The 22,212-nt window shown below is 67.4% G+C and carries 27 protein-coding genes; 16 read left to right on the top strand and 11 right to left on the bottom strand.

Annotation, left to right across the window (positions count from 1 at the left end; translation table 11 throughout):
* The first annotated feature begins 128 nt into the window (after positions 1 to 128).
* Positions 129 to 383, top strand: coding sequence for an acyl-CoA-binding protein (locus ACOYR4_RS02490; RefSeq protein ID WP_060985084.1), 255 nt, complete (start codon positions 129 to 131; stop codon positions 381 to 383).
* A gap of 63 nt (positions 384 to 446) precedes the next feature.
* Here ACOYR4_RS02490 and ACOYR4_RS02495 read toward each other — a convergent pair whose 3' ends face one another.
* The gene (locus ACOYR4_RS02495) at positions 447 to 1,367 is read right to left on the bottom strand and encodes a hydroxymethylglutaryl-CoA lyase (protein WP_422848523.1); all 921 of its coding nucleotides are present in this window, start codon (positions 1,365 to 1,367) and stop codon (positions 447 to 449) included.
* Positions 1,368 to 1,567: 200 nt separating this feature from the next.
* Here ACOYR4_RS02495 and ACOYR4_RS02500 point away from each other — a divergent pair, with 200 nt between their 5' ends.
* Positions 1,568 to 2,632: an ornithine cyclodeaminase gene (locus tag ACOYR4_RS02500; protein WP_422848524.1), complete on the top strand. Its 1,065-nt coding sequence runs from the start codon at positions 1,568 to 1,570 to the stop codon at positions 2,630 to 2,632.
* A 28-nt stretch (positions 2,633 to 2,660) separates the two neighbouring features.
* On the opposite strand, the gene ACOYR4_RS02505 is transcribed toward ACOYR4_RS02500, so the two are convergent.
* From ACOYR4_RS02505 to ACOYR4_RS02515, 3 genes are read right to left on the bottom strand one after another with little or no spacing between them, the layout of a single operon-like run.
* The gene (locus ACOYR4_RS02505) at positions 2,661 to 3,365 is read right to left on the bottom strand and encodes a nitroreductase (RefSeq protein WP_422848525.1); all 705 of its coding nucleotides are present in this window, start codon (positions 3,363 to 3,365) and stop codon (positions 2,661 to 2,663) included.
* Between the two features lie 16 nt (positions 3,366 to 3,381).
* Positions 3,382 to 3,789, bottom strand: coding sequence for a polyhydroxyalkanoic acid system family protein (locus ACOYR4_RS02510; RefSeq protein ID WP_422848526.1), 408 nt, complete (start codon positions 3,787 to 3,789; stop codon positions 3,382 to 3,384).
* Positions 3,782 to 4,954 (bottom strand): aminopeptidase, encoded by a 1,173-nt coding sequence (locus ACOYR4_RS02515; protein ID WP_422848527.1) that lies wholly within the window; start codon positions 4,952 to 4,954, stop codon positions 3,782 to 3,784. The genes ACOYR4_RS02510 and ACOYR4_RS02515 overlap by 8 nt, the downstream gene beginning before the upstream one ends.
* 82 nt (positions 4,955 to 5,036) lie before the next feature.
* On the opposite strand from ACOYR4_RS02515, the gene ACOYR4_RS02520 reads away from it, so the two are divergent.
* Entirely contained in the window at positions 5,037 to 5,711 is a 675-nt protein-coding gene (locus tag ACOYR4_RS02520) for a DNA-3-methyladenine glycosylase I (RefSeq protein ID WP_422848528.1), read from the top strand.
* A gap of 20 nt (positions 5,712 to 5,731) precedes the next feature.
* On the opposite strand, the gene ACOYR4_RS02525 is transcribed toward ACOYR4_RS02520, so the two are convergent.
* Genes ACOYR4_RS02525 through phnF form a run of 5 tightly spaced genes read right to left on the bottom strand, consistent with a single transcriptional unit; the run spans position 5,732 to position 9,495 of the window.
* On the bottom strand, positions 5,732 to 6,931 hold the full coding sequence (locus ACOYR4_RS02525) for an MFS transporter (protein WP_422848529.1): 1,200 nt from the start codon (positions 6,929 to 6,931) through the stop codon (positions 5,732 to 5,734).
* A gap of 39 nt (positions 6,932 to 6,970) precedes the next feature.
* Entirely contained in the window at positions 6,971 to 7,393 is a 423-nt protein-coding gene (gene arsC, locus ACOYR4_RS02530) for an arsenate reductase (glutaredoxin) (protein WP_422848530.1), read from the bottom strand.
* Positions 7,390 to 8,004, bottom strand: coding sequence for a phosphonate metabolism protein/1,5-bisphosphokinase (PRPP-forming) PhnN (gene phnN / locus ACOYR4_RS02535; protein WP_422848531.1), 615 nt, complete (start codon positions 8,002 to 8,004; stop codon positions 7,390 to 7,392). The genes arsC and phnN overlap by 4 nt, the downstream gene beginning before the upstream one ends.
* Entirely contained in the window at positions 8,001 to 8,729 is a 729-nt protein-coding gene (locus tag ACOYR4_RS02540; protein ID WP_422848532.1) for a DUF1045 domain-containing protein, read from the bottom strand. The genes phnN and ACOYR4_RS02540 overlap by 4 nt, the downstream gene beginning before the upstream one ends.
* Entirely contained in the window at positions 8,716 to 9,495 is a 780-nt protein-coding gene (gene phnF / locus ACOYR4_RS02545; protein WP_422848533.1) for a phosphonate metabolism transcriptional regulator PhnF, read from the bottom strand. Before phnF ends, ACOYR4_RS02540 begins: the two co-directional genes overlap by 14 nt.
* 75 nt (positions 9,496 to 9,570) lie before the next feature.
* Here phnF and phnG point away from each other — a divergent pair, with 75 nt between their 5' ends.
* From phnG to ACOYR4_RS02605, 12 genes are all read left to right on the top strand, one after another.
* Positions 9,571 to 10,083 carry a phosphonate C-P lyase system protein PhnG gene (gene phnG, locus ACOYR4_RS02550; RefSeq protein ID WP_422848534.1) on the top strand — a complete coding sequence of 171 codons (513 nt, stop codon included), beginning with the start codon at positions 9,571 to 9,573 and terminating at the stop codon, positions 10,081 to 10,083.
* On the top strand, positions 10,080 to 10,739 hold the full coding sequence (phnH, locus tag ACOYR4_RS02555; protein ID WP_422848535.1) for a phosphonate C-P lyase system protein PhnH: 660 nt from the start codon (positions 10,080 to 10,082) through the stop codon (positions 10,737 to 10,739). Before phnG ends, phnH begins: the two co-directional genes overlap by 4 nt.
* 2 nt (positions 10,740 to 10,741) lie before the next feature.
* A complete protein-coding gene (locus tag ACOYR4_RS02560; RefSeq protein WP_422848536.1) occupies positions 10,742 to 11,845 on the top strand; it encodes a carbon-phosphorus lyase complex subunit PhnI in 1,104 nt (367 codons plus the stop codon).
* Positions 11,842 to 12,762, top strand: a complete 921-nt coding sequence (locus ACOYR4_RS02565) for an alpha-D-ribose 1-methylphosphonate 5-phosphate C-P-lyase PhnJ (RefSeq protein WP_422848537.1) — start codon at positions 11,842 to 11,844, stop codon at positions 12,760 to 12,762. The genes ACOYR4_RS02560 and ACOYR4_RS02565 overlap by 4 nt, the downstream gene beginning before the upstream one ends.
* The gene (locus tag ACOYR4_RS02570) at positions 12,759 to 13,220 is read left to right on the top strand and encodes a GNAT family N-acetyltransferase (RefSeq protein ID WP_422848538.1); all 462 of its coding nucleotides are present in this window, start codon (positions 12,759 to 12,761) and stop codon (positions 13,218 to 13,220) included. The genes ACOYR4_RS02565 and ACOYR4_RS02570 overlap by 4 nt, the downstream gene beginning before the upstream one ends.
* The gene (phnK, locus tag ACOYR4_RS02575; protein WP_422848539.1) at positions 13,217 to 14,005 is read left to right on the top strand and encodes a phosphonate C-P lyase system protein PhnK; all 789 of its coding nucleotides are present in this window, start codon (positions 13,217 to 13,219) and stop codon (positions 14,003 to 14,005) included. Before ACOYR4_RS02570 ends, phnK begins: the two co-directional genes overlap by 4 nt.
* Positions 14,002 to 14,736, top strand: a complete 735-nt coding sequence (phnL, locus tag ACOYR4_RS02580) for a phosphonate C-P lyase system protein PhnL (RefSeq protein WP_422848540.1) — start codon at positions 14,002 to 14,004, stop codon at positions 14,734 to 14,736. The genes phnK and phnL overlap by 4 nt, the downstream gene beginning before the upstream one ends.
* The gene (locus tag ACOYR4_RS02585; RefSeq protein ID WP_422848541.1) at positions 14,733 to 15,887 is read left to right on the top strand and encodes an alpha-D-ribose 1-methylphosphonate 5-triphosphate diphosphatase; all 1,155 of its coding nucleotides are present in this window, start codon (positions 14,733 to 14,735) and stop codon (positions 15,885 to 15,887) included. The genes phnL and ACOYR4_RS02585 overlap by 4 nt, the downstream gene beginning before the upstream one ends.
* Before the next feature lie 216 nt (positions 15,888 to 16,103).
* Positions 16,104 to 16,964, top strand: a complete 861-nt coding sequence (gene phnC, locus ACOYR4_RS02590) for a phosphonate ABC transporter ATP-binding protein (protein WP_422848542.1) — start codon at positions 16,104 to 16,106, stop codon at positions 16,962 to 16,964.
* A 45-nt stretch (positions 16,965 to 17,009) separates the two neighbouring features.
* Positions 17,010 to 17,957 (top strand): phosphonate ABC transporter substrate-binding protein, encoded by a 948-nt coding sequence (gene phnD / locus ACOYR4_RS02595; protein WP_422848543.1) that lies wholly within the window; start codon positions 17,010 to 17,012, stop codon positions 17,955 to 17,957.
* A 34-nt stretch (positions 17,958 to 17,991) separates the two neighbouring features.
* On the top strand, positions 17,992 to 18,798 hold the full coding sequence (gene phnE / locus ACOYR4_RS02600) for a phosphonate ABC transporter, permease protein PhnE (protein WP_060985066.1): 807 nt from the start codon (positions 17,992 to 17,994) through the stop codon (positions 18,796 to 18,798).
* A gap of 12 nt (positions 18,799 to 18,810) precedes the next feature.
* Entirely contained in the window at positions 18,811 to 19,371 is a 561-nt protein-coding gene (locus ACOYR4_RS02605) for a phosphonate degradation HD-domain oxygenase (RefSeq protein WP_422848544.1), read from the top strand.
* 60 nt (positions 19,372 to 19,431) lie between these two features.
* On the opposite strand, the gene ACOYR4_RS02610 is transcribed toward ACOYR4_RS02605, so the two are convergent.
* Positions 19,432 to 20,448, bottom strand: a complete 1,017-nt coding sequence (locus ACOYR4_RS02610) for a GlxA family transcriptional regulator (RefSeq protein WP_203422393.1) — start codon at positions 20,446 to 20,448, stop codon at positions 19,432 to 19,434.
* A gap of 65 nt (positions 20,449 to 20,513) precedes the next feature.
* Here ACOYR4_RS02610 and ACOYR4_RS02615 point away from each other — a divergent pair, with 65 nt between their 5' ends.
* Positions 20,514 to 21,674, top strand: a complete 1,161-nt coding sequence (locus ACOYR4_RS02615) for a DJ-1/PfpI family protein (protein ID WP_422848545.1) — start codon at positions 20,514 to 20,516, stop codon at positions 21,672 to 21,674.
* Between the two features lie 51 nt (positions 21,675 to 21,725).
* Here the strand turns inward: ACOYR4_RS02615 and ACOYR4_RS02620 are convergent, their stop codons facing one another.
* Positions 21,726 to 22,187, bottom strand: coding sequence for an Lrp/AsnC family transcriptional regulator (locus ACOYR4_RS02620; RefSeq protein ID WP_422848546.1), 462 nt, complete (start codon positions 22,185 to 22,187; stop codon positions 21,726 to 21,728).
* Between the last annotated feature and the right edge of the window lie 25 nt (positions 22,188 to 22,212).

Here is a 22,212-nt window from a genome sequence, read left to right on the forward strand (position 1 = left end):
GATTTTTGGGGGCTTGCCTCTATGGATTGAGCGGCCCCAGGCCATGCTCAGCCCGTAAGATACAACGCAGCAAACCCTTGCCGACACCGTTCTTTCCCTCCCCCATACATCCCAAGGAGCACACAGACATGGCCGACCTCAACGCCACCTTCGAAGCCGCCGTGGCCAATTCCAAGAACCTGAGCGAGCGTCCCGACAACGCCACGCTGCTCAAGATCTACGCGCTGTACAAGCAGGCCACCGCTGGCGACAACACCGAGAAGAAGCCCAGCTTCTCCGACATGGTGGGCCGTGCCAAGTGGGACGCCTGGGAAAAGCTCAAGGGCACCAGCGCCGACGAGGCCAAACAGCAGTATGTGGACCTGATTACCTCGCTGAGCTGATACGGCGTACTCCCAAAGAAAAAGGCGACCAAGGTCGCCTTTTTCTTTGGGTGCAACGGCGGTCTAACGCTGAACCCACCCCTTGGGCAATCCCGCCTCCGGCGTCATCCCATAGACCGGCTCGCCCGGCAGCCCCGCCTGCAGCGGCGCGCGCGCGGCCATCAGGCGCTCCAGGTCCACCCCCGTGGTGATGCCCATGGCCTCAAACATGAACACCAGGTCTTCGGTCACCACATTGCCCGACGCGCCCGGCGCATAGGGGCAACCGCCCAGCCCGCCCAGCGACGCATCAAAGGTGCGCACCCCCACGTCGTAGGCCGCCAGGCAGTTGGCCAGGCCCAGGCCTCGGGTGTTGTGCATGTGGGCCGCCCCGGCCTTGGCGCCTAGTTCGGCGCGCAAACGCGTGAACAGGCGGCGCACCTGGGCCGGGTTGGCCATGCCGGTGGTGTCCGACAAGCCCACCTCATCGGCGCCCGCCTCCGCACACAGGCCGGCGAGCCAGATCACATCGTCCTCGGGCACCGCGCCTTGCAGCGTGCAGCCAAAGGCGGTGGACAGCCCCACCTCCACCAGCACGCCAGGCGCCTGCGCGTCGCGCAGCTGTGCCACGGCGCGCACCTCTTCGACCATGGCCTCGCGCGTCTTGCGCACGTTGGCCAGCGAATGCGCGGCGCTGGCCGACACCGGCAGCGTGACCTTGTGCACGCCCGCCGCCAGCGCGGCTTCGGCCCCACGCAGGTTGGGCGCCAGCGCCATCACGGTGATGCCGGGGTGGGTGAGCGCGTGGCGCACCACCTCGGCCACATCGGCCATCTGGGGTAGCAGGCGGGCGGGCACGAACGAGCCGACCTCGATCTCCCGCAGGCCCGCCGCCACCAGCGCGTCGATCCAGCGCAGCTTGTGGGTGGTGGGCATGGTGGCCTGGACGGACTGCAGGCCGTCGCGCGGGCCGACTTCGCTGATGAGGATTTCTGGGGACGTCATGGTGCGGGGCAAATCAAGCGGCAGAGGATAGCGCGTGGGCTGCGCCAAACGCAGCCCTGGGCTTTTGAGCAAAGTGGCAATTTTGGCTGGCATACCGGCAAACCGCCCTGCAATAGGCGGCAGTTTGGGCGATTCCCATTGTTTTTGCGCTTCGGGACACTGGCTGCAGACGCATACATCGGCACCCGGAGACCCACATCATGGCTACCCCCCAGCACTTTTCCACCCTGTACCTCAGCGCCCCTGATGTGATCGCGCTGGTGCAGCGCAAGGGCATCGAGGCCTGCCTGCGCGGCATCTCCGACTACATCCATGATGACTTCTTGCGCTGGGGCGCCTTCGACAAATCCGCACGGGTAGCCAGCCACTCGCGCGACGGCGTGATCGAACTCATGCCCATTGCAGATGGGCAGACCTATGCATTCAAGTACGTCAACGGCCACCCCAAGAACACGCGCTGGGGCCTGTCCACGGTGATGGCGTTTGGCGTGCTGGCCGATGTGTCCACGGGCGCGCCGCTGCTGTTGAGCGAACTCACCCTCACCACCGCGCTGCGCACCGCCGCCATGTCGGCCGTGGCCGCACGGGCCTTGGCCCGCCCCGGTGCCCGCACCATGGCGCTGATTGGCAACGGTGCACAGAGCGAGTTCCAGGCGCTGGCCTTTCACCATCTGCTGGGTATCGACTCCCTGCGTTTATTCGACACCGATCCGGCTGCAACGGCCAAGCTGCAGGCCAACCTGCAAGGCACGGTGGGCCTGCGCCCCGTGGCCTGCACCAGCACGGCCGAGGCCGTGCGCGGCGCCGACATCGTGACCACGGTGACGGCCGACAAGACCAACGCCACCATCCTCACGCCCGACCTGCTGGCGCCCGGCATGCACATCAACGCGGTGGGCGGCGACTGCCCCGGCAAGACCGAGATGCATGCCGACGTGCTGCGCCAGGCCCAGGTGTTTGTGGAATACGCGCCGCAAACGCGCATCGAAGGCGACATCCAGCAACTGTCGCCTGACTTTGCAGTGACCGAGCTGTGGCAAGTGTTGGCGGGCCAGCATGGCGGGCGCGCCAGCGATGCGGCGGTGACGGTGTTCGACTCGGTAGGCTTTGCGCTGGAGGACTTTTCTGCGCTGCGCTTCCTGCGCGACGCGGCGGCCGAGCTGGGCATGGGCCAGCCCATCGAACTCATCCCCCAGCTGTCCGACCCCAAGAACCTGTTTGGGTTGCTGCATACACGCAGTCCCCTGCTGCGTGTTGTAGCCTGACGCCCGTCAGGTCCCGCCTCTCGGCGTCTCAGTCCTTCCACACCACGCTGCTGGCCGGGTCGGCGCGGGTGGTGCGGAAATGGTTGGCCGGGTGGGCTGGGTCTGCCATGCCGAACGAAATGCCGCAGACGATGCTGCGGTCCTCGCCAATGCCCAGCACGTCACGCAGCACGCCGGGGTAGGAGGCCAGCGCGGCCTGCGCGATGGAGCCCACGCCCAGGCTGTGCGCGGCCAGCATGAAGTTGCTCACATACGCGCCGCAGTCCACCGCGCCATACACGCCCAGGGCCTCGTCGCTGGTGACGATGGCCACATGCGGCGCACCAAACATGGTGAAGTTCTGCGCCGCCTGGCGCGCCGAGGCTTCGCGGTCGCCCCTGGCAATGCCCAGGGCTTCGTACAGGCCCCAGCCACATTCGCGCCGCCGCTCCTGGTATATGCCCCGGTATTCACGGGGCCATGGCAGGTCGGGCTGGGGCGCGGCGGCGAGCATGTGGGATTGCAGGGCGCTGCGCAGACGCGCCAGCGTGGTACCGCTGGCAATGGTGAGCTGCCAGGGCTGGGCGTTGCACCACGAGGCCGTGCGCTGCGCGGCGGCCAGGATGGCCTCGATGGTGCTGCGCGGGAGCGGCTCGGGCAGAAAGGCGCGGCAGCTGTAGCGGGTGTGCAGCAGCGTGGAGAGGGTGTCAAACGCCGGGCTGTGGGCGCTGGCCTTGTTCGCGGTGGATGTCATGGCGGGGCCCTTGCGGCTAGGCCTTCTTGGCCTTGGCGGCGGGCTTGGCCGCTGCCTTGGGGGCCGGCTTGTCAGCATCCGCGTCTACTGCATGTTTCTTCTTGTCTGCGGCGGGCTTCTTGGCGCCGGGGTGGGGTGCGTTGAGGAGGGCGTCCAGCTGCTCGCCAATTTCGGCCTCGATGCGGTCCTTGAAGGCGCCCAGCAAGAAGCCCAGCTGCGCCTTCATCTCGAACTGGTGGGCATCCACCAGCAGCGTGCCTTTGACACCAGTGCGGGTGAAGGTGAGCAGGTCTTCCTTCTCGCCCTCTTCGTAGGTGCATTCCATGTCGAATTTTTCTTCGGCCTTCTCGGCCCAGGAGAAGGCGACCTTGCGGGCTTCCTTGAAACCCAGGTGGTGTTCGCGGTGGATATGAATGTCAGGCACCGGCTGTCTCCTTGAGGTGTTGCGGGTCAGGTAAAAGGGCGCGCAGGGCCTCGTGCCGCTCGGGCTGGGGCTGCTGCGTCAGTTGTCGTACGGCATCATAAAACCGGGGCCAGTTGCGGCCCTCGCGTTCAAACAAGGCCTCGAATGCAGGCACCAGTTCGTCGTAGGCGGCCTGGGCCGCAAAGCTGGCGTTGTTGGCCTGGGCCACCCAGCGGTCGTAGCCGGCCACCTGGGCGGTTGTGGCCCGGGGCGGCGTGCCGCCCGGCGCGTCCAGCCAGCGTGCGCGCAGCGCGGCATAGTCGTCTCGGAAAGCCTTCATTGCTTCTGTTTTCATAGCATTCAGCGCATGGTCCTCTAGCGCTTGAAGCTCTTTTTGCTCATAAATGGCCGCCAGGCGGGTGCGTGTGGCCCGGGTGAGCGCGCGGAAGGCGCTGCGCCGCGCCTCGCTGGTGGCATAGGCTTCGCGCGCGGCGGGGGTGGATTGCGTAGCCAGCCACTGCGCCACACCGATGCGCTCCACCGCCGTGGCAAAGGACTCGTTGAACAAGGTGTCGTTTTGGGCATAGACCACCTGGTGCGCCAGCTCGTGGAACAGCAGGCGCACAAAGTCGCCCTCGGGCCAGGCGATGAAGGTGGACAGCAGCGGGTCGCCGCCCGCCCAGTTCATGTAGCCCAGTGTGGAGTACGCGGGTACGCCGTACACCTCCACCTCCAGGCCCTGCGCGGCCAGCTCGGCGGCCTCGGCCTGCGCTGCGGCCTCGGTGAAATAGCCGCGGTAGCCAATGCAGCCCGTGACCGGAAAGCACCAGGTGTGCAGCGTCAGCGAATAGGGCGGTGCAGCCACCACATTCCACACGGCGGCGGAGCGCTTCAGGTCGGCATAGCGGCGGTAGCTGGCGTTGTCGGGCAGGCCGAGTTCTGTGACCGCAAAGGCCCGCGCACGTTGTGCGAGCTGCAGCCGCTCGCGCAGGGCGGGCGAGATGTCTTTGCGCGCCACCCAGTCGTCAATGGGTTCTGCGGCATGCATGATCTGCATGTGCCCACGCAGCGACTGCCAGTAGTAGCCCCACGCGTTGGAGGGGCCGGAGGTGCTGGCGCAGCCGCCCAGTACCAGGCAAAACATCAGGCTGAAAGTGGCCCGCAGGCGGGTAAGTGGCTCGCGCATGCCGTGCAGTTTATGGGCAGATCGGGTCCTTGGTGCTCGCCCTGTCAGCAGCCTGGCTGTGGCGCTTTCTAGAATGCCGCGCATGACCTCTTCGACTGCTGAAGATCCTGCTCGCCCACCCGCACTGGCCGACGGCCTGTTTGCTGACGAAGCCGGTTGCCCGCGTTGCTCCTGGTGCCAGGCCACGCCGCTGTACCGCCACTACCACGACACCGAGTGGGGCTTCCCGGTGGCGGACGACCGCCGGCTGTTCGAGAAGATCTGCCTGGAGGGTTTTCAGTCGGGCCTGAGCTGGCTCACCATCCTGAACAAGCGCGAGGGCTTTCGCGCCGCGTTCGCCAACTTCGACGCCGAGCAGGTCGCGGCCTTCGGCCCTGCCGAGGTTGAGCGCCTGGTGCAGGACGCGGCCATCGTGCGCCACCGGGGCAAGATCGAGTCCACCATCAACAACGCGCGCCGGGTGCTGGAGCTGCGGCGCGAGTTCGGCTCGCTGGCGCACTACGCCTGGCGCTACGAGCCCGCCGCCACCGACCGGCCCGAGCGCCTCACGCGCGAAGTGGCGCGCACCCTGTCCACTTCGGCCGCATCCATCGCCATGTCCAAGGACCTGAAAAAGCGCGGCTGGAGTTTTGTGGGTCCGACCACGGTCTACGCCTTCATGCAGGCCATGGGGCTGGTGAATGACCACCTGGAGGGCTGCCATTCGCGCGCCGCAGCACTTGCGGCGCGGAAGGCGTTTGTGGTGCCGCGCGGTTGATCGATTGATTGATGGATCGTTCAGGCCCGCGCCACAGGCCGCAGCAGCCACAGCGCTCCCAACGCAGCCAGGCCCAGCAGTGTGGTGAGCCAGAGAGCGGCGGCGCCAGTGCGGTCCAGGGCCATGCCGAACAGAATGGGGGCAAACGCCTGCGCCACACGGGCGGGCACCATCATCAGGCCCTGGCGCGTGCCGTAGCCCGCAGGGCCAAACAGCACCAGCGGCAGCGTGCCCTTGGCAATGGTCAGGATGCCGTTGCCCGCGCCATGCAGCAGGGTGAACACCGCCGCCGCAGGCCCGCCCAGCACCATCAGCAGGCCCGCGCCCACGGGGTGTGCAGCGGCGGCCAGCTGGGCCGACAGCAGCGGGTGCAGGCGGCGCAGCAAGCCAAACTCCAGCAGGCGCGCTGCCACCTGGGCCGGGCCCACCAGCGCGGCCAGGGCCACAGCCGCCTCCAGCGATGTGCCGCTGGCCTGCAACAGGCGCGGCAGGTGGGCCGCCATGGCGGTGCTGGTGAACCAGGTGACGGCAAACACAAACGACAGCAGCACGGTGGTGCGCAGCGGGTGGGCGGCTGCGGACGTGGCGGGTGCCGCCGGTGCCGAGGTGCCCGCCACAGGCACATCCGCCGAAGGTGGGGGCGGCTTCTTTGTGGTGTCGGCACGGGGCAGCCAGCCATTGAGCGGCACGCCCACCAGCAAGTGCAGCGCCGCCCAGCCCGCACACGCTCCGCGCCAGCCCCACTGCGTCTCCATCCAGGCCGACAGCGGCCAGCCCACGGTGCTGGCAAACCCCGCAATTAGCGTGATGCCGGTGATGGCGCCGCGAGCGCCCTGGCCGTACAGACGTACCAGCGTGGCAAACGCAGCCTCGTACAGGCCCGAACCCATGGCCACGCCCATCAACACCCAGGCGGCAAACAGACCCACGGGGCCTTGCGCCAAGGCCATGCCCGCCAGAGCAGCTGCAAACAACAGGTTGGTGCCCACCAGCACCGGGCGGCCGCCGTGGCGGTCGATGGTCCGGCCCGCGAAAGGCCCGAGCAGCGCCGACACGATGAGCGCCACCGAAAACGCCGCGAACACCGTGGGCGTGGCCACGCCCAGGTCGCGCGCCATGGGCGCGGCCAGCATGGCGGGCAGGTAGTAGGACGAGGCCCAGGCCAGCGTCTGGGCTGTGCCCAGGCGCGCCACGGTCCAGCGTTGCGAGGCGGCGCTCATGCCGCGCGGTGCGCTACGGCATCGGGGTGTGCGGTGGCCTCAGGCACGCTGGCCCTGCGCGTTGATGACGACTTCGCCATCCTCCTTGGTGAAGGCACCTTGCTGCGGTGCAGGCAGGATGTCCAGCACCTTCTCAGACGGGCGGCACAGCCGTGTGCCCAGGGACGTGACCACGATGGGGCGGTTGATGAGGATGGGGTGCTGCAGCATCGCGTCGATGAGCTGGGCGTCGGTGACGCCCGGTGCGTCCAGCTGCAGCTCGGTGAAGACCGCTTCCTTGGTGCGCACGGCGTTGATCACCGGCTCGCCGGTCGCCGCAATCAGCGCCACCAGTGTGGCGCGGTCGGGCGGGGTTTTCAGGTATTCAATGACCTCGGGCTCCACGCCACTGTTGCGGATCATGGCGAGGGTGTTGCGGGACGTGCCGCACTTTGGGTTGTGATAAATCGTGATGGCGGTCATGGCGTGCTGGAAAGGATGGGGGCGATGGGCGAAAGTTTGCCACTGCGCCGGGGCCAGCCCGGCAAATTTTCCAGCGCGTTCAGCAGCCGCTGGCCTGCATCGCCCAGCGCGCCGTCGTTGTGCACCTCCAGGCTGGCGGCTCCCGGGGGCGGGGTATAGGCCAGCGCGCGCTGCACCCGGGTCTCCACCTCTTCGCGCGTCTCGCGGCCGCGCGACAGAAGGCGCTCGCGCAGCACCTGCGGGCTGGCGGTGATGTGCACGGCTACCAGGTCCGGGAACCGCGCCAGGGCCTCAGGCAGGTAGGCGCGCGAGCCATTGAGGAGCACCCAGTGGCCCCGCGCCAGCGGCGCCAGTTGCGCATGCCTTACGCCGTAGCCCAGGCCGTTGGCATGCCAGTGCAGGGCAAAGGCGTGCTCGCTGCACAGCGCTGCAAACGCTTGGGGCGAAACGCTGTTGTGCGCTTCACCTCCGGATGTCGCGGCACGGCTGATGGTGCGCTGCGCCCAGTGCACGGGGCCAGGCTGGGGCAGGTGCGTGCGTAGCCAGTCCAGCAGGCTGTCCTTGCCCGCACCCGAGGGGCCCATGCAGTAGACCAACCGACCGGCGGTCATGCGCCCATCTCCAGGTGGTCCAGCAGCACAAAGTCTGCGCCGGGCGTGGGCTCTGCGAACAAGGCGAGGCTGTTGAACTTCAGGATGGGCAGGTCCGAGAAAAATTCCTGTGCGGCCTCGAACACCAGCGACTGCGTGGGTGCGTCTATCTCCGCCAGGCTACCGGTGAGCGACATGTGGAATCGGAACTCGTCCAGCACAAACGGGTAGCCCCATTGCTGCAGCAGCGCGTCCTGCCGGGCGGTGAGCACCGCTGCACGGCGCCGGGCCAGGTCGGCTTCGGACAGGGGCGCGGCCAGGGGCTGCAGCGCCGTCACGCAGGTGGCGGCGGTCTCCTGGATCTGTGCATTGGCGGGGTGCAGCGCCGGGGGCACCAGCGCCAGAAAGTCGTCGATGCGTTGTACCTGCAGTGGCGGCAGCACAAAGGGTTGCAGCCCGCGTGCAACCTCCTGCACGGCCTGGTGCAGCGTGATCCAGTCGGTGCCGGGCGCCAGCGCAAACGGCGCCTTGAGCGTGGCGTGCCAGCCGTAGCGGCGGGGTGCTGCGGTCAGGCGGTGCAGCGTGTCGGCCGCCACGCCGTCGATGGCGAGCTGCTGCAGCGGCTGCAGCAACGCAGCGCAGCGCCCCAGCCAGTGGCTGCCGGCCAGCCAGCCCAGGCTGCCCGGGTTGGGTGCGAAATAGACCGCATAGCGGTGGTGGGTGGGTGGCATGTCAGGCGTGTTCATTGTGGTCAATCGTCAGTTTCACGCGGTCGCCCGCAAACCAGGCGCGGGCCCATTCGATGGGCGTGCCTGCCAGGTCCACGTTCAGGCTCTCTACCTGCAGCACGGGGCGTGACGTGGGCTGGCGCAGCTGGGCGGCTACTTCGGCGCTGGGCAGCTCGGCGGTGATGCGGCTTTCGCGGCGGGTGTAGTCGGCCACGCCGTGGGCGGTGAAGCCTGCAGTGATGGAGCCGGTATCGCGCACCACGGCCGCCAGGTTCTCGAAGCGCGGCAGGGGAAAGTAGCGCTCGCTGATGTGCAGGGGCTGGCCTTCGGCGTCGCCGCGCACGCGCAGCGCCAGCAGCGGGCTGCGCGCGGGCACCTGCAACGCCTTGGCCAGCGCCGCTGTGGCGCGCGTGGTCTGCGCCCGCAGCACCACCAGGCTGCCGCGCAGTCCCGCCTGCGCCAGGCCCTGCTGGTGCCGCGTGCGCTTGCCCAGCACCAGGTCCACCGCAAAGTCTTCCACATAGGTGCCGCTGCCCTGCGTGATGCGCACCAGCCCTTGGCTGCACAGGCTGGCGAGCGAGCGGCGGATGGTGTGCCGGTTCACGCCGAACTGCTCGGCCAGCGCGTGCTCCGAGGGCAGGCGCTGGCCCGGCGGGTAGACGCCGCTGCCGATGGCCTCCGCCAGCTCGGCGGCAATGCGCGTCCAGAAGCTGTCGCGCGTGGAGCGCGGTAGTGCTTGCGGGGCCTGTAACGAGGTCGTGAGAGAGGTGGTGCTGGCTGTCATGAAACCTACATGCGCGCTCTTTAAGCTGGCGCCAGTTGTTCGATTTGTCTATACAACTTTCAGGGTACCACTTCCATGTTTCAAGCCTTTGACAACCCGGGGCCGGACCGCCCCCTGGGCCGCGCGCAGTGGATGGCGCTGCTGGCCCGGGCACCGCTGGGGCTGCTCGAATCTGCCTTGCACGAGCATGCCACGCGCCCCGCGCGCTGGCTGCGTGCGCCCGAGACCGGCCTGATGATGGTGCAGGGCCGCGCTGGCGGAACGGGCGAGCGCTTCAACCTGGGTGAGGTCACCGTCACGCGCTGCGCGCTACGCGTGGCTGATGCATGGGACGCTGCTGAGGCCACCGTGGGCGTGGCCTACGTGCTGGGACGGTCGCACCGCCAGGTGCAGCTGGCCGCGCTGGCCGATGCGCTGCTGCAAGACCCTGTTCAGCAACCGGTGCTGGACGCACAACTGCTCGAACCCATCCGCAACCACCTGCGCAACACCCAGGCCGAGCGCCAGGCGCGGGCTGCCAGCACCAAGGTGGACTTCTTTACCGTGGCGCGCGAGAGCGGTGCCGACAACGACGAGGACACCGAATGAGCGCGACCCCGATGATCCCAGTGACCCCTTTGGCATCGCTGGGTGCCGGATTCTCGAACGAAGCCTTTGGTAGCCAGGCGGTGTTCCGCGCCGTGCTGCAGGCGCTGTCGCACCCCGGCCGCACGGTGGCGGTAGAACACGACGCGCAGGCTCCTGCCGTGGGGCATGCCGCATCGGCTGCCGTGCTGCTGGCCCTGCTCGACAGCGACTGCACGTTGTGGCTCTCGCCCAGGCTGGCAGCCAGTGATGCCGGTGCCTGGCTGCGCTTTCACACAGGCTGCACTGTGGTGACCGATCCGGCGCAGGCTCGTTTTGTGTGGGTGGCGCAGGGTGATGCGCTGCCTGCCCTGAACCGTCTGGCCCTGGGCACCGATATCTACCCCGACCAGTCAGCGACTTGCATGGTCGATGTATCGCGTGCCGCCACCACCACGACGGACGCGAGTGATGCGTGGCACTTGCGCGGCCCCGGCATACGGGATGTGGCGACCTTGCACGTGGATGGCTTGCCCGACGACTTCGAGACGCAGTGGGCCGCCAACCATGCCATGTTTCCACGCGGTGTGGACTTGTTGCTGGGCACCCCAGGCCACATCGTGGGGCTGCCACGCACCACGCGGGCGACGCGCAGCGCCGCTGCGCTACAGGAGGCCTGAACATGTATGTAGCCGTCAAAGGTGGAGAAGCCGCCATTCTCAACAGCTACCAGTTGCTGGCCCGCCAGCGCCGGGGCGATGTATCGCAGCCCGAACTCTCGGTGGCGCAGATCCGCCAGCAGCTCAAGCTGGCCGTGGACCGGGTGATGACCGAGGGCTCGGTGTACGACCCCGAACTGGCGGCCCTCGCCATCAAGCAAGCGGCGGGCGACTTGGTGGAAGCCATCTTCTTGCTGCGGGCCTACCGCGCCACGCTGCCGCGCCTGGGCACCACCTGCCCGCTGGACACCCGCCGCATGGCGCTGGACCGGCGCATCTCCGCCACCTTCAAGGACCTGCCCGGTGGCCAGGTGCTGGGCCCCACCTACGACTACACCCAGCGCCTGCTGGACTTCAAGCTGCTGGCCGAAGGCACGGTGACGCCACCTGCTGATGCGCCAGCGGCTGTGCCATCTGGCCCCACGCCGCGCGTAGTGGACCTGCTCAACCAGGAAGGCTTGATCGAAACCCGCCCCGTCCCCCCAGGCGACCCCGCGCCCACGGACCTGACCCGCGAGCCGCTGCGCTTCCCCGCCAACCGGGCCACGCGCCTGCAAAACCTGGCGCGCGGCGACGAGGGCTTTTTGCTCGCCATGGCGTATTCCACACAGCGCGGCTACTCGCACTCGCACCCCTTTGTGGGCGAGGTGCGCCTGGGCACGGTGGCGGTGGAGATCGAACCCGAAGAGCTGGGCTTTGTCATCGACATCGGCGACATCGAGATCACCGAGTGCGAGATGGTGAACCAGTTTGCCGGCAGCAAGAGCCAGCCGCCGCAGTTCACCCGTGGCTACGGCCTGGCGTTCGGCCACAGCGAGCGCAAGGCCATGGCCATGAGCCTGGTGGACCGCGCCCTGCGTGCCGACGAGCTGGGCGAGCCCGTCGAGTCGCCCGCCCAGATGCAGGAGTTCGTGCTGGGCCACAGCGACAGCCTGGAGGCCTCAGGCTTCGTGCAGCACTTGAAGCTGCCGCACTACGTGGACTTTCAGTCCGAACTGGAGCTGGTGCGCAAGATGCGCGCCGCTGCCGCCCAACCCACCACCCCCGCCGAGGAGGACGCCGCATGAACGCGCCCCTGGAACCCGCCGTGATGGGCCTGCCCGCCGACGCCGCGCCGGTGGACGGCCACTTCAACTTTGCCTACCTGGACGAGCGCACCAAGCGCATGATCCGCCGCGCCATCCTCAAGGCCGTGGCCATCCCCGGCTACCAGGTGCCGTTTGGCTCGCGCGAAATGCCCCTGCCCTACGGCTGGGGCACGGGCGGCATCCAGGTCACCGCGTCCATCATCGGCCCAGAGGACTGCCTCAAGGTCATCGACCAGGGATCGGACGACACGGTCAATGCGGTCAACATTCGCCGCTTTTTTGAGCGCACCACGGCCGTGGCCACTACCACCCGCACGCGGGAGGCCACGCTGATCCAGACGCGCCACCGCATCCCCGAGACGCCGCTGGCCGAAGGCCAGGTCATCGTCTACCAAGTGCCCGTGCCCGAGCCCATGCAGCGCCTGGAGCCGCGCGAGACCGAAACGCGCACCCTGCACGGCCTGGCCGAGTACGGGCTCATGCATGTCAAGCTCTACGAAGACATCGCGCGCTATGGCCACATCGCCACCACGTACGACTACCCGGTGCTGGTCAATGGCCGCTATGTGATGGCGCCGTCGCCCATCCCGAAGTTCGACAACCCCAAGATGCACTTGAACCCCGCGCTGCAGCTGTTTGGCGCGGGCCGCGAAAAGCGCATCTACGCCGTACCGCCCTACACGCCGGTGGAGAGCCTTGGTTTTGAAGACCACCCGTTCGAGGTGCAGCGCTGGGATGCCGCCTGTGCGCTGTGCGGTGCCACCGACAGCTTTCTGGACGAGGTCATCACCGACGACCAGGGCGGGCGCATGCATGTGTGTTCCGACTCGGATTACTGCCAGGAACGCCAGGCGCAGCAGGCTGAATCGGCGGTGGAACAAGGCGGCGCGGCATGAGCGCCGTGCAGATCCGCGAAGTCCGGCAGGGCGACCTGGAGAGCGTGCTGGCGCTGTACGCCGCCATTGAAGACAGCTCCGCCGACGTGCTGACGCTGGAAGAAGCCCAGGCCGTGTGGGCCCAGTTTGCGCGCTACCCCAGCTACCGTCTATGGGTCGCTTGCGACCCCGCGCAGCACGGCGCGGTAGTGGGCACCTATTCGCTGCTCGTCATGCACAACCTGGCGCACCGGGGCGCGCCCTCGGCCATCGTCGAAGACGTGGTGGTGGCGCAGGACCAGCAGGGCCGTGGCATTGGCCGCCAGATGATGGCCCACGCCATGCAGCAGGCGCGCGATGCGGGCTGCTACAAGCTCGCGCTCTCGTCCAACGCTCGCCGCAAGGGCGCGCATGCCTTTTATGAATCCCTGGGCTTTGCACAGCACGGCCTGAGCTTTGTCGTCGAGAACCTCTCATGAACCACCTCGAACTTGCTGCGCCGCTGCTGAGCGTGCGCAACGTCAGCAAGCGCTATGGCGACCGCGTGGCGCTGCAAGGCGCGTCCTTTGACCTGTGGCCCGGCGAGGTGCTGGCCGTGGTGGGCGAGTCGGGCTCCGGCAAGTCCACGCTGCTGAATGCCATTGCGGCGCGCAGCGCGCCGGACGAAGGCACGGTGCAGTTCCGCCAGCGCAGCGGCGAGTTGCAGGACATCTATGCCATGACCGAAGCGCAGCAGCGCCTGCTGGCCCGCACCGACTGGGGCTTTGTGCACCAGCACGCGGCGGACGGCCTGCGCATGGATGTGTCCGCTGGCGCCAACGTGGGCGAGCGCCTGATGGGCCTGGGCGAGCGTCACTACGGCCGCCTGCGCGCCACGGCCACGGAATGGCTGCAGCGCGTGGAGATTGATGCCGCACGCATCGACGATGCACCGCGCACCTTTTCAGGCGGCATGCGCCAGCGCCTGCAGATTGCGCGCAACCTCGTCACGCAGCCTCGCCTGGTGTTCATGGACGAACCCACCTCGGGCCTCGATGTGTCGGTGCAGGCGCGCCTGCTGGACCTGCTGCGCCAGCTCACGCGGCAGATGCAGCTGGCGGCCATTGTGGTCACACACGACCTGGCCGTGGCGCGCCTGCTGGCCCACCGCATGGTGGTCATGCAACGCGGCCGCGTGGTCGAGGCGGGCCTGACCGACCAGGTGCTCGACGACCCGCAACACCCCTACACCCAGCTCCTCGTTTCTTCGGTACTGCAGCCATGAACCAGCCTCCTTCCATTGCGCCCATCCTCCAGATGCAAGGGGTGGCCAAGCGCTTCACCCTGCACCACCAGAACGGCATTGAACTGCCCGTGCTCGCCCAGGTGGACCTGGCCGTGCAGCCCGGCGAGTGCGTGGTGCTTGACGGCCCCTCGGGCATGGGCAAGAGCACACTGCTCAAGATGATCTACGCCAACTACCGGGTCAATGCCGGCCGCATCACCGTGCGGTCGGCCGATGGCACCGTGGTGGACGTGACGCAGGCCACGCCGCGTGCGCTGGTGCAGCTGCGGCGCGACACCGTGGGCTATGTGAGCCAGTTCTTGCGGGTCATCCCGCGTGTGTCGGCCCTGGATGTGGTGGCCGAGCCGCTGGCCGAAGACGCGGGCGACGACCCTGCGGGCATCGAGGCCGCGCGCCAGGAAGCGCGCCGGTGGCTGACCCGCCTGCGCATCCCCGAGCGGCTGTGGCATCTGCCGCCCGCCACCTTCTCCGGCGGGGAGCAGCAGCGCATCAACATCGCCCGCAACATGATCAAGCCCAAGCCGCTGCTGCTGCTGGACGAGCCGACTGCATCGCTCGACGCGGCCAACACAGAGACCGTGATTGCCATGATCCGCGAAGCCGTGGCGCGCGGCGCGGCCCTGGTGGGCATTTTTCACGACGCGCAGGTGGGGGCCGCCGTGGCCACACGCCGTGTGAATGTGGGTGACTTCCGGGGGGTATTGGCATGACCGCGACCGTGTTCAAAAACGCCCGCATGGTGCTGCCGGGCGAAGTGGTGTTGGGCAGCCTGCAGGTGGACGCTGGGCGCATCGCGTCGGTGGACGGCGGCGGCACATCGGCGTTGCAGGGCATTGACCTGGGTGGCGACTACCTGCTGCCGGGCCTGGTCGAAATCCACACCGACAACTTCGAGCGCCACCTCATGCCGCGCCCCAAGGTGCAGTGGGCCGAGATGCCCGCACTGCTGGCGCACGACGCCGAGATTGCCGCCGCAGGCATCACCACCGTGCTGGACGCGCTGGGCGTGGGCGAGGCCGACGTGGACAGCCTGCGCGGCAGCGCCTGGAACCGCGTGCTCGACACCATCGACACCTGCACCGAGCGCAACCTGCTGCGGGCCGACCACCACCTGCATGTGCGCTGCGAGCTGCCTGCGCCCAACACCATCGACCTGTTCGAGCCGTTCCACGGGCACCCGCGCCTGTCGTTGATCTCGCTGATGGACCACACCCCAGGTCAGCGCCAGTGGGAGAACATCGAGCAGGCACGCATCTACTACACCGGCAAGAAGGGCTGGAGCGCCGAGAAATTCGAGCGCCAAGTGGCGCACGCGGCCACGCTGCAGGCGCAGTACGCCGAGCCACACCGTGCGTACTTTGTGGATTACTGCCGCACACACGGCATCTCGCTAGCCAGCCACGACGACACCACGGTGGCCCATGTGGAGCAGGCCCATGCCGAAGGGGCCGCGATGTCGGAGTTCCCGACCACACTGGCCGCAGCCCAGGCTGCGCACGAACGTGGCTTGCTTACCGTGATGGGCGGGCCCAACGTGGTGCGCGGTGGTTCGCACTCGGGCAATGTGGCGGCGGCCGATCTGGCACGCCGGGGGCTCTTGGACATCCTCTCGTCCGACTACGTGCCCGGCAGCCTGCTGAGCGCGGTGATGCGGCTGGTGCAGGACGACATCCTGCCCCTGCCCCAGGCCGTGGCCACCGTCACCCGCAACCCCGCCAAGGCGGCAGGCATGGCGGACCGGGGCGCGCTCGCGCCCGGCCTGCGCGCCGACCTGGTGCAGGTGCACATGGCCGAGCTGCCCGATGGCGGCCGCCAGGCCGTGGTGCGTGGCGTGTGGCGCGAAGGGCAGCGCGTGCTGTAAGAGCGGCTAAAAAACTCCCCTGGCGTCGTTGTCTCGCCTTGTCGTACTACTTGTACTGTCTGCGGCGAAACGCCTAGCCAGGGCCGCTTCGCTGAGTTTTGTTAGCCGCTCTAAATCGGCGTCTGACATCCAAACTTCTCCCAACTGTCAAAGCACTGTCACGCCCCGCAACCAAACTTCGGTTGTCTAGACGACTTAACCCTTCAGGAGGCTGCCATGACTGCCGCACTGCACATCCACCAACTGAACAAGCATTTCGCCAACGGCAAACACGCCCTGCGCGACATCAACCTCACCGTGCAGCGCGGCGAGATGGTGGCGTTGATCGGTGCATCGGGCTCGGGCAAGTCCACCCTGCTGCGCCACGTGGCGGGTCTGGTGGTGGCCGATGCGTCCAGCGATTCGCTGATCGAGGTGGACGGCCGCTGCGTGCAGCAGGGCGGGCGCATCCAAAGTGACATCCGCAAGGTGCGTTCCCAAGTGGGCTTTGTGTTCCAGCAGTTCAACCTGGTGGACCGCTTGCCCGTGTTGATGAACGTGCTGGTGGGCCTGCTGCACCGCACGCCCTGGTGGCGCGGCTGGCTGCGCATGTTCAAGCCGCAGGAGCGCGCGCTGGCGCTGGAAGCGCTCCACCGCGTGGGCATTGCCGAATGCCATGCACAGCGTGCGTCCACCTTGTCCGGCGGGCAGCAGCAGCGCGCGGCCATTGCACGCACGCTGGTGCAGGGCGCCAAGGTGGTGCTGGCCGACGAGCCCATCGCCTCGCTGGACCCCGAATCCTCGCGCAAGGTCATGGACATTCTGGCCCGCATCAACCGCGAGGACCGCTGCACCGTCATCGTGTCGCTGCACCAGGTGGATGTGGCCATCAAATACTGCCCCCGCGTGGTGGCGTTGCACCACGGCCAGGTGGTGTACGACGGCCCTTCGGCGGCCCTTACGCCCGCGTTGCTGCGTGGCCTGTACGGCGTGCAGGCCGATGAAATCCTCTCGGATGCATCCGGGGCCCACCCTGCACCGGCGCATGCACCCATGCCTGCGCCGCAATGGTCGCCCGCCATGGTGCAGGCCGCTTGATCCGTGAGTCGGTTCCCTTCATTTCCTTTCTCTGGAGCTTTCAACATGTTCAAGAAACTGTGTGCTGCCCTGACACTCGGGCTGGGATTGACCACGGGCACGCTGGCCCAGGACATCAACTTCGGCATGATCTCGACCGAGGCCACGCAAAACCTCAAGGCCGACTGGCAGCCGCTGCTGGACGACATGGCCAAGCAGACGGGCCTGAAGATCAACGCCTTCTTTGCGTCCGACTACGCGGGCCTGATCGAAGCCATGCGCTTCAACAAGATGCAGGTGGCCTGGCTAGGCAACAAGTCGGCCATGGAAGCCGTGGACCGCGCCAACGGCGAAGTCTTTGCACAGATGGTGAATGCCGACGGCACCCAGGGCTACTACTCGCACCTCATCGTGCACAAGGACAGCCCCCTGGCCAGCCTGGACGACGTGCTCAAGAACGGCAAGTCGCTGAGCTTTGGCAATGGCGACCCCAACTCCACCTCGGGCTTCCTGGTGCCGGGCTACTACGCGTTTGCACAGAACAAGATCGACGCGAAGACGCACTTCAAGATCACGCGCAGCGCCAACCACGAGACCAACGCGCTGGCCGTGGCCAACAAGCAGGTGGATGTGGCCACCAACAACAGCGAAAACCTGGAAAAGATCAAGGAACGCCAGCCCGAGAAGTTCAAGGACATCAAGATCGTCTGGACCTCGCCCCTGATTCCGCTGGACCCGCTGGTCATGCGCAAGGACTTGCCCGAGGCCACCAAGACCAAGATCCGCAACTTCTTCTACAACTACGCCAAGACCGATGCGCGTGAGAAGGAGATCGTGATGAAGATCTCCAAGCTGTCGGGCTTCAAGCCCTCGACCAACGCCCAGCTCACGCCCATCCGTCAGCTGGACCTGTTCGGCAAGCGCAACAAGATCGAGGCCGACGCCACCTTGGCCGATGCCGACAAGAAGACCCGCCTGGCCGAGATCGACCAGCAGCTGGCGTCGCTCAAGTAATCCGCCGCTTGGTGGTTCTGGCCCGGGTGTCCCCATGTCCTCAACATTGAATCCATCTCTGGCCACGCTGGCCAGCACCACGTCGCCCAAGCGCAGCCTGGCCTGGTATCTGTCGTGGGGCATTCTGCTGGTGTTACTGGCCGCGTCCTGGCAAGGTGCCGACATGCGCCCGCTGGCCCTGTGGAACGACTCGGGCAACATGGTCAGCTACGCGGCGGAGTTCTTTCCGCCCAATTTTGCGCAGTGGCAGATCTATGTGCAGGAGATGCTGGTCACGCTGCAGATCGCGCTGTGGGGCACGGCACTGGCGGTGATCACCGCCGTGCCGCTGGCGCTGCTGGCCTCGTCCAACATCGTGCCCTGGTGGGTGTACCAGCCGGTGCGCCGCGTACTCGACGCGTGCCGCGCCATCAACGAAATGGTGTTTGCCATGCTGTTCGTGGTGGCCGTGGGCCTGGGGCCGTTTGCGGGCGTGCTGGCGCTGTGGATCCACACCTCGGGCACGCTGGCCAAGCTGTTTTCTGAAGCCGTGGAGGCGATTGACCCGCAGCCCGTGGAGGGCATCCGCTCCACCGGCGCGAGCGCGCTGCACGAGATCATCTACGGCGTGATCCCGCAGGTGATGCCGCTGTGGATTTCGTACACGCTGTACCGCTTTGAAGCCAACGTGCGTTCGGCCTCGGTCGTGGGCATGGTCGGCGCAGGCGGCATTGGCGTGGTGCTGTGGGAAATCATTCGCGGCTTTCAGTACGCCGAGACCTGCGCGGTGATGCTCATCATCGTGGTGACGGTGAGCGTGATTGACCTGGTCTCTGCGCGTATTCGTAAAGCGTTGGTCTGACAAGGAAAGACGATGGCATTGAGCCTGGAAGACATTGCCCACCTGCTCGCCACCCGGGGCGTGAATCAATATGGCTGCGAGGCGGTCAGCCAGCTGGAGCATGCCTTGCAGTGCGCGCAGTGGGCCGAAAAGTCGGGCGAGACCCCCGCGACGGTCGCAGCGGCTTTGCTGCACGACCTGGGCCACCTGCTGGCACCCGGTGGCGACACGGCCGAGCAGGACGACCTGCACCAGTACATGGCCCTCCCGTTCCTGCGGGGCCTGCTGCCCGACGCGGTGCTGGAGCCCATCCGCCTGCATGTGGATGCCAAGCGCTACCTGTGCACCATGGAGCCGGGGTACTGGGAGACGCTGTCACCCGCATCGCAGCACAGCCTGGTGCTGCAGGGCGGGCCCTTCACGCCCAAAGAGGCGATGCAGTTTGCGGCCCAGCCCTTTGCACAGGAGGCCATCCGCCTGCGCCGGTATGACGATCATGCCAAGGTGCCGGGGCTCGCCACCCAGCCGCTTCGCTACTACATGGCCGGGTTGGAGCGGCTGGCCCTCGGTCCCGAGGCGGCCTTGGTGCATTGAACGCGCACCCTCAACGGGGGGGAACGTCCGCTTCGGTTTCTGAGCGCGTGCGGCTAGCGCTCAGGTCGGCTTGTTCGCAGGACGGCATTGCGCTGGCTCCAGCCCCAGGTGCTGCTGCATCGCACGGATCATGGTATCCACAGAGCCGAAACCGCTGCGCGCTGCGATCTTCTCCTGAGGCCAGTCGGTCTGGCGCAGCAGCGCCGCAGCGTGCTGCGCACGCACCTGGGCCACGAAGCGGGCAGGCGTGCAATGGGCCTGCGCCGCAAACGCACGAGCGAAGTTGCGGGGGCTCATGTGTGCACGCTGGGCCAAGGCATCTACCGACAGATCCTGGGTCAGATGCCCCTGAATCCAGGCCATCAGCTCGCGCATGCGGACCGATGCATCGGTCTGCGCCAGCAGTGCCGGGCTCAGCTGCGGTGTGGTGTCTGTGCGCAGCGTGAACACCGCCAGATCCCGGGCGATCTGCATGGCCACGGCGCGGCCCAGGTCTTCTTCGATCAGGGCCAGGGCCATGTCCAGCCCTGTGGTTACACCAGCCGACGTCCAGAGCGCGCCGTCGCGCACAAAAATTCGGTCACGCTGTACCTGTGTGCCAGGGCATAACTGGGCGAGCAGATCGCAGGCATTGATGTGGGTCGTCGCCTTGCACCCTTCCAGCAGCCCTGCAGCGGCCAGCGCAAAGGCGCCCGTGCAGACGCTGGCCACCCGCCGTGACCGCTGCGCAGCCTGGGCCAGCCACGCCCCCGCGCCGTCCTCGTAGATCGCGCGGCGCAGGGCGTCCTCCTCACCACCCGCCACGATCAGTGTGTCGATCGAACCGCCCATGGCCTGCATGGGGACGGTGTCGGCCACCGCAAATCCCGCACTGGTGCGCACGGCGCCTCCACGTGGTGAAGCCATGTGAACCCGGTAGGCCCCCGGCACAGCGAGGGTGGCTTTGCTGAATGCACTGGCGGGTGCCGCAATGTCGATGGCCTCCACCCCTTCAAAGGCCAGCAGGACCACTTCGCGGCAAGGGTCGTGGGCAGCGGCCTTGGCAGGAACTGCGGCGGATTTGGCATGGCGCGACATCGTGATGCAACCTAAGCTGGGGCCGGTGAACGTAGTGAATAGTGGATGTCAACAGGAGGCGGGGCGTGGCGATATTGTGGCGTTGGATGGAGGTGGTGAGCATGGGGCTGATCGCCATGGCGGCGTGGACCGCAGGTGCGACCTCGGGGTTCGCGCAGCCTATGGATGCGCACCAGGGGGCCCAGACCTCTGCGCCGTTCGCGCTGGCCCTGCGCCCCCCGCCGGCCGGGGGCACCGCCCCCGTGATTGCCGTGCTGGCATTGAACGAGGGGACGGAAACCACAGACTTCCTGGTTCCCCATGCCGTGCTGCAGCTGGCCCAGGTGGGCGTGGTGGAGGCCGTGGCCCCACGCGCAGGCGCGGTCACCTTGATGCCCGCGCTGCAAGTGGAGGTGCCACGCAGCTTCGCGGCCTTTGATTCCGTGTATCCGCAGGGGGCAGACATCGTGGTGGTGCCTGCTCTGCACACCGAAGACGACCCGGCGGTACTGGCGTGGCTACAGGCCCAGGCGGCCAAAGGGGCTGTGGTGGTCGGTATCTGCAGCGGGGCCAGGGTGTTGGGCCGGGCGGGCTTGCTGGAGGGACGCCGCTTTGCGGGGCACTGGTATGACCGCAGCACTTTGCTGCGGCGCCACGCGAGCGCAGTGCATGTACCCGGGCAGCGCTATGTGGCCGATGGACCGGTGGTGACCACTACGGGGGTGTCCGCGTCTTTGCCCGTGTCGCTGGCTTTGGTCGAGACGCTGGCGGGTGCCGAGCGAGCGCGTGCTGTGGCGAGCGCGCTGGGCATGCCATCCTGGGGCCTTGCACATCGCAGCGAACGGTTCGGCCTGTCGCTTGCGCATGTGGGGACCCTCTCGATCAACACCGTGCTGTTCTGGCGGCATGAGCGCATCGACATCCCCGTGATGGATGGGGTGGACGATGTGGCGCTGGCCCTGGCGGCAGATGCGTGGTCGCGCACCTACCGCTCTCGCGCTGAGGCGGTGACCGCCCTCGCCAGCCCCGTGCACCTGCGCAGCGGCTTGTTGCTGCGGGCTGCGCCGCCTGATGCGTCGGCGACCACGGTCTTGCTGGACAGTGGCATGCACCCTGCCTGTGCGCTGGACCACAGCCTGCAGATGATCGGTCAGCGTTACGGGGCGGCTACGCGCCAGTGGGTCGCCACACAACTGGAATACGAAGACCCCGAGGTGCGCTGTGGGGCAGCGGGTCCGTCTCCGTGATTGACTACTCTCTACGCGCCTGGGGCTGGTGTACCCAGGCTACTGCGGTCGTCATCCGCCTTTGTCGGCGTTGACCCACTCCAGGTCCAGCGGCCGGTCCTCGAATTCGGTGTTCAGGACCACGGTGCTGGTGGTGCGCGCGACGCCGGGAATCGCCTTGATCTGGTAGAGCACGTCCTCCAGCCCGCGCGCGTGCGTGGTGCGGATCTTGGCCAGGAAGTCGTGCTCGCCAGCCACGCTGTGCAATTCTTCCACCTGGGGGATAGCGCGCAGGCGCGGCGCAATGTCACGGCAGTGCGCGCCGCCATCGTTGCGGATCGCCACAAACGCGGTGAAGTTCAGTCCCACACGCTCCGGGTCCACGCTGATCGAAAACCGGCGGATCACGCCCTTGTCCAGCAGCTTCTTCACGCGCTCGTGCACGGCGGCGGTGGACAGTCCCACCTCGGCCCCTACATCGGCGTACGAACGTCGGCCATCTGCGCCCAGTGCCGAAATAATTCTGGCGTCCATGTCATCTGTCTGAATATTTGCTTGC

This window comes from Acidovorax sp. M14 (genome assembly GCF_049331375.1).
GTDB lineage: Bacteria > Pseudomonadota > Gammaproteobacteria > Burkholderiales > Burkholderiaceae_C > Acidovorax.